We start from the raw sequence: 256 nt of genomic DNA on the forward strand, positions 1-256 counted from the left end.
GCACCACATCGCGTTTTGCAATGGAGCACTGCATCATCCGCATAGCGCTCAAAGACGGTTTCTGGATGATGGCGGGTAAGCCAGGTATCCAGAGCATAATGCAGGAAAAGGTTCGCAAGCAAAGGACCAATCACGCCCCGAACGCAAAAGGTAACATTCGCCAGTGCTCTGTAAATCGGAAGATATCAGCGAAGGTGGATTGTCGCCGGAAGGGGTATTAGTCAAGGGGATTGAATGACGAATAACGATGGTGTCA

1 pseudogene is annotated in these 256 nt (G+C 50.4%); it reads right to left on the minus strand.

Annotated features, from left to right (window positions below):
• Nucleotides 1-137 (minus strand): annotated as a pseudogene (locus C5470_RS23970) (group II intron reverse transcriptase/maturase); the annotation flags it as partial.
• Between the last annotated feature and the right edge of the window lie 119 nt (nucleotides 138-256).

The organism is Photorhabdus stackebrandtii (genome assembly GCF_011189495.1).
GTDB lineage: Bacteria > Pseudomonadota > Gammaproteobacteria > Enterobacterales > Enterobacteriaceae > Photorhabdus > Photorhabdus khanii.